This is a genomic window from Anaerobiospirillum sp. NML120511, assembly GCF_023050955.1.
In the GTDB taxonomy this organism is placed as follows: domain Bacteria; phylum Pseudomonadota; class Gammaproteobacteria; order Enterobacterales; family Succinivibrionaceae; genus Anaerobiospirillum.
The window spans coordinates 1-5484 of sequence record NZ_JALKIK010000080.1; the positions used below are offsets into that span (position 1 = coordinate 1).

Below are 5484 nucleotides of genomic sequence, written 5' to 3' on the forward strand. Positions count from 1 at the left end.
TACAGATTTGTCTGGCGACCATAGTGCTGTAGTCCCACCTGTCCCCATTCCGAACACAGAAGTGAAATGCAGTAACGCCGATGGTAGTGCAACGTACGATTGTGTGAGAGTAGGTCATCGCCAGGCTATATTTTTGAGTGCTGATATGGCTCAGTTGGTAGAGCGCACCCTTGGTAAGGGTGAGGTCCCGAGTTCGATTCTCGGTATCAGCACCACTTTTTGAACTGACCACCGTAAGGTGGTTTTTTCGTTTCTGGGCCATACATATTCTCCACACGCCCAGAAGCACCCCACGCCGCCCGCTGCGCGGCCGGCCTGGCCTGGCCTGACGGCCAGCCACCACCACCCGCCACATCCAGGCAGCGCATCCTGCCACCATCCAGTCTATCATCCCATCTCAACCGCAGCCGCAGGCATCAGCCAGCTGCCGTACGGACCGCTGCTCCAGCAACAGGTTTATCCTTCCCAACCGCTGTTCCAGCAGCAAGCTCATCCTTCCTGACCTCACCCCAAACTCATTCATCTCTACAAGATTTCTGAACGTTCAATCAGATCAGCCCCGTCAGCCGCCGATCAGCCTTGCTACGCAGCCTTCACACCCACAAGCCGCACTCAAACACCGTGTTCAGGCTGTTCCTGGCTGAGCCTGCAGCTGCTAAGCATTGCATATATGCTTTCTAAAGCAATTAAGCATGCAGCTAAGCCGCCAACAACCAGATTCTCCGCCTCCAGCAGCTCACAGCAAATCGCCCCGCATGCGCCAGAGCATGTTGCCTGCCCCTCAGCTCATACCATCTCACCAGCAGCTTGTAAGCTGCAGCCCAGACATCATCAGATGGGCGGCAACAGATGCCATGGCTGAGGAGGCAAGCCGCTGCGCTGCTGCCATGACTGAGGCGGCATGCGGCTCTTCGCTGCTGACATGGCTGAGACGGCACGCCGCTGCGCTGCTGCCAGCATTCAGTGCTGCACGGGACAGAACCTTGTTCAGGTGAGTGCTTGATCCAGGCACAAAAAAGGGCCGCATGCTTGCGCATACGGCCCTTTAACTATTGGCATAAGTAAACTGGTTCGACCTGTAAGTACCGGCCCGGCCTGCAGTTTCTGCATTGGCTGTGTGGTGCCGGGTATCTCATGTCCCGGCCTGTCTCTGGCAGCCCCGGCAGGAGGTGGTATTGCCTGCCTGTCTGGGGTCCGTGTGTCCTGGTGTCAGCCTGACTGTGCCTGGCTGCTGTACCAGGGGCGGGACTTACAGCTTAGTAAGCAGCCTGCATGGTGAGGATGACTCCGGTGCTTGAAGCTGCTGCTGCAGCTCTTGCTGCAGCGGCAGCGGTGCCGGTCTGCTCGCTGGTGTTCTGTTCGGTCATGCTGTCAGCAACCTGCAGTGGTGATGGCTGCTCTGGCAGTTCCTGGTGTTCTGGCTTGCCTGAGCTGTTGCGCTGGGCGATGAAGGCACCGAGCTTTTCTGGGGCTATGCCGTCATCGAGGGCGGCCAGGATCTCGGTGGTGTAGTCCATCTGGCTCAGGTCCACGTAGGCAAGGTTGTGCAGTGACAGCAGGCCCTGCAGGTCAGCGCTTTCGTAGCTGTTGCAGTTCTGACATTTAGTCTGGGAACCGGCAGTGCCCTCAAGGTCAGCGGCGCTGAACTGCTGCTCTGGCTGTACTGGAGGTACAGGCTGTGGCTGAGGCACTGGTGCAGGCTCTGGCATTGGCTGTGGAGCTGGCTGTGGGTTTGGAGCTGGCTCTGGCTTTGGCAGCGGCTGAGGTTCTGGCTGTGGCTGAGGCTGTGGAACTGGCTTAGGGGTAACGGTCAGATTGCCCTTGTTGACGATGATTTCGTAATTGCCATTGTTATGCTCGGCTGTGATTTCGCCGGTTACAGGATCGACCTTCAGGGACAGGTTGAGGTCAGCAAGGCTGTCGCCCTTGCCCAGAGCTGCAGTGATCTGGTCGATATTTTCTACAGTGGTGCTGTCGATGGCTGTGTTGGCCTGAGTACCCTCGACTACAGTCTGATCCTTGATGTTAACGGTGAGCTGCTTTTTGTTGATGTTAAGGGTACCGGTGCCAGACATGCTGTCGTGGCGGTTGTTGCGGTCATGAATGGAGCCGCTGCCGCCGCCGTTTTTATCCCAGGTATCACCGGCATGGCTGTAGCTGAAATAGAAGTCGTGGCCACCGGCACCGCTCTTGTCAGAGGTAGTGAAGACAAACTCGTGCTGGCCGGCATTGCTCTGGGAGTAGTCAAGGCCATTGTTCTTGTTGAGGTGGGCATTGATATCAAAGCCCTCATTGTTCACGAGGTCTGCATAGTTGTGGCTGGTGCCATCATAGGTGAAGTTGAAGTCCTCAATGAAAAATGGCTGCATAAAGCCCTTGTAGCGGCCGGAAAGAGTGCCGTCAGCAAGGCTGCCATCGGTGGCGTAGGAAGTGTGCAGGAAGTCAGTGGCCTGCTCTGAGCTCATGCCTGAGGCGGTGAGCTCATGGTGAGCTTTCTGCCATGCCTGAGCAAAGCTGCCTGCAATGGCGCTGCCATCACCGCTGCCCACAGCGGCAAGCACGGCAGTGCCGGTGTGCTCTGGAGTGTGAGCAGGGCTGTAGACCATCCAGGCCTTGTCAATGCTGCCGTCGATGCGGCCTGCAAAATTGCCCACCTTGTCGCCTGTTCTGGCGGCAGAGAGCTCATCGGCTGTAAAGGTGGACCATGAGGCTGTGGTATTGCTCATTTTGTTGTGGCCTTTGACTGTACCTGCCAGAGCACCGATGCTGGAGTCAGCATGCAGGGCATTACCGTTGAGGTCGAGTTCAAAGCCACGGATTTCCACATTGTTGACAGTTGCATTATCAAGTACACCAGCAAGGGCTCCAAAGTGCAGCTCTTTGCCATTGAGGGAGCTGTCCAGCGCAAGGCCGTCAGACATGATCTTGAGATTGCTGAAAGAGGCGTTGCTGGCCTTGCCAAAGATACCGTGCACATTACCCTTGCCATTGTCCCTTACCTCACCTGTGAGGGTAATGGTGTTGAAGGCACCGTCAAAGCTGCCGGTGAACTCATAGCCGTACTGACCTGGGGTATTGTCGTAATCAAGCACAATGTCATCGGCCAGCCACAGCTTCTGATTGAGGCGGTTTTCAGTAACAGGACCGTGGCCATTGTTAACAGTCTCTTTGAGGCCCTCATGGAAGTCCGAGCCCTCATAAATGGCAAAGGCATCAGAGTGGTCTACATACAGGCCCTTTGCGTGGGTGCCATGGGCATTGACCTCGTCCTTGCCTGCTGCCTTGAGGCCCCTGTTCTCAAGGAACTGGCGATAGGTCAGCACCTGATTGCCCATCTTGCTGTCGAGCTTGCCGCCTATGTCGATGCGTCCTGTGGAGCTGTGCAGCTCAAGACCGGTTTTGTCAGTGGCTACTGACAGCACTTCATCGGCCTCACCAATTACTATCTGACCTGCGTTGACCTTGATATTGTCAGCGCTGATGCGGTTGAACATCTTTACTTTGCCCATACCAAGGGTATCAGGCAGGCTGTCCATGCCTATGGCAGCAGCGGCCGGGTTGCTGTCCTTGAAGCGGTCCATTAGTTTCTGATCGGGCTTGGCTGTGCCCAGGTAGAGATTCTTTATACCCGAGACCGAGCTTTTGGTACCAAGGGTAATGCCATCAGGATTGATGATATAGACATTAAAGGACTTGGCTCCGGTAGCCGGGCCGGTACCGGTGGTATTGGCCTGAGTCTTGAGCATGCCATTGATGTGACTGCGACCGCCGCCTTTGACCACATTGAGGAATGATGCTGCTCCTCGTGCATCACTGGAGAAGGTAACGCTGTGGCCGGCATCGACATTAAAGCTGTCCCAGATCAGCAGGGAGTTGGGGGCTGTGCTGTGAATGCTCAGATCATTGAGATTAGGGTTATGAGTGACAGTGGCATTGGTGGCACTGATATTGACCGGCAGACCGGCTGCCGGACGGGCCTGGGCATCATTGACCCATACAGGGATACTCATGGTCAGAGCCATCACCACGGCAGCAGTGCGGGTCATACCCTTTTTGATGAGGTCATAAAGATGCAGGCTGTGCTGACGGGATTCCTTTGAATTGAGCATAACCCCGTTGCGAATAATGCAGCGGGTCACCAGCGGATTGAAATTGGCAGGCAGTCCCAGTTCACGGGCCACACCAGCCTCCTGTTCAGCCCAGGCGGCTTCACCGCCTGTGCCGACAGCGCCGCCTGCACTGCCTGAGCAGGCAGAGCCGCCTGAGCAGGCAGCACGGCCAGTGGCGCCTGCTGCGCCAGCGCCATGGACGGCATCGCCGTCCTTGCTACTGCCTTTGTCAGCACGGTCGTCGGTGCTGCAGTCGCCCTTGCTGCCAGCATTGCTGCCAACTCTGGTGCCGCTGCTGCCATTGCCACCGGCAGAGCTTTGAGCATTGCTGCAGGAAGCAGCTGCGTGCTCAGCTGGACCGTGGAAGGTGTTCAGGCCCAGCAGCGCGGCCTCAGAGGCGGTAAAGGCATGAGAGCCGGTGGCTGACTTTGCTCCGGTAAAGCGGCTGTCGCACAGCTGTACTCTGGCGCCACTGACGCAGGAAGCTCCGTGAGCTGCCTTTGCTGCAGCATGGCCTCTGCAGGCGGCGCGGGTACAGCCGGTGGTGGAGGCGTCAGCTGAGGAGGCCAGCTCAACCGGAATGGACATGAGGGTGGAGAGATCGCTGTTAAGGCGGGTAGCGGTGGTAAGGCTCATAAGTACTTCCTTAATTTGTTCGGTATGCCCCGGTCTGCTGCCGGGTAAAAACTGTTATCCATGCGACTGATGTGAGGTCGCTTTTTACTTTGTCTGTTTGATTTGCCAGCCATACTGTTATTGGCTGCTGATACTGTTATCTTCAGGACCGCACTGAATTTACTATACACTTTACAAAACAGTTTGTACAGTGTTTTTCTGAATTTTTCAGCTGCATTTTTCAGCACCTGCCTGATCCCCTGGTCTGGCCGCATTGCGGGCAGGGCCTGAGGCAGAGCCCGTGCCCTGCAGCCCCATTCCTGAGTTTGGCGGTCGGGATGCAGCTATGCTGCTGTTATCTCATGGCACATCGCGGCTGCGATGCTTTGTGTTATCTCCGAGGCGGCCCGTAGAGGCCGTCCTTGAAACTGTTATCTCTTTTATCGTTGTGCTGTCTGTTCAGGATGGCAGCCGCAGGAGCGGCTGCACTTACTGTTATCTCGGGCAGCGGCCTGCGCTGCCGCTGCTTACTGTTATCCTGGTGACACCTTGGGGTGTTGCCCTGATTTTTAGTTTTTTTTCGTTTGTGCAGTTTTTTGTTTTTGTGCCCTCCTGGGATATGGCCTTTCTATATTTAGAAGCTGTAGCTGACGCGGAAGCGGGCTGCAGCATCGTTCTGGGCAAATATTGGGGCTGTGCCAATTGCCTGGCTCAGGTCGAGCTCGGCATTGATGCCATATCCTGACCAGTTGAGGGTCAC

Annotated in this window: 1 protein-coding gene, 1 tRNA gene and 1 rRNA gene; 2 read left to right on the forward strand and 1 reads right to left on the reverse strand. The window is 56.3% G+C overall.

The genetic code is table 11. The annotated features are described in order from the left end of the window. Nucleotides 1–10: 10 nt before the first annotated feature. A 5S ribosomal RNA gene (gene rrf, locus MXE39_RS12575) occupies nucleotides 11–126 on the forward strand. A 13-nt stretch (nucleotides 127–139) separates the two neighbouring features. Next, nucleotides 140–215 (forward strand) — tRNA-Thr (locus MXE39_RS12580). A gap of 1041 nt (nucleotides 216–1256) precedes the next feature. Here MXE39_RS12580 and MXE39_RS12585 read toward each other — a convergent pair. Then, nucleotides 1257–4745 carry a filamentous hemagglutinin N-terminal domain-containing protein gene (locus MXE39_RS12585; RefSeq protein ID WP_246979048.1) on the reverse strand — a complete coding sequence of 1163 codons (3489 nt, stop codon included), beginning with the start codon at nucleotides 4743–4745 and terminating at the stop codon, nucleotides 1257–1259. Nucleotides 4746–5484: the final 739 nt, after the last annotated feature.

Bases quoted from the DNA above. Each gene is read 5' to 3' on its own strand.
- MXE39_RS12585 (WP_246979048.1), bottom strand. From the start codon at position 4,745: ATGAGCCTTACCACCGCTACCCGCCTTAACAGCGATCTCTCCACCCTC.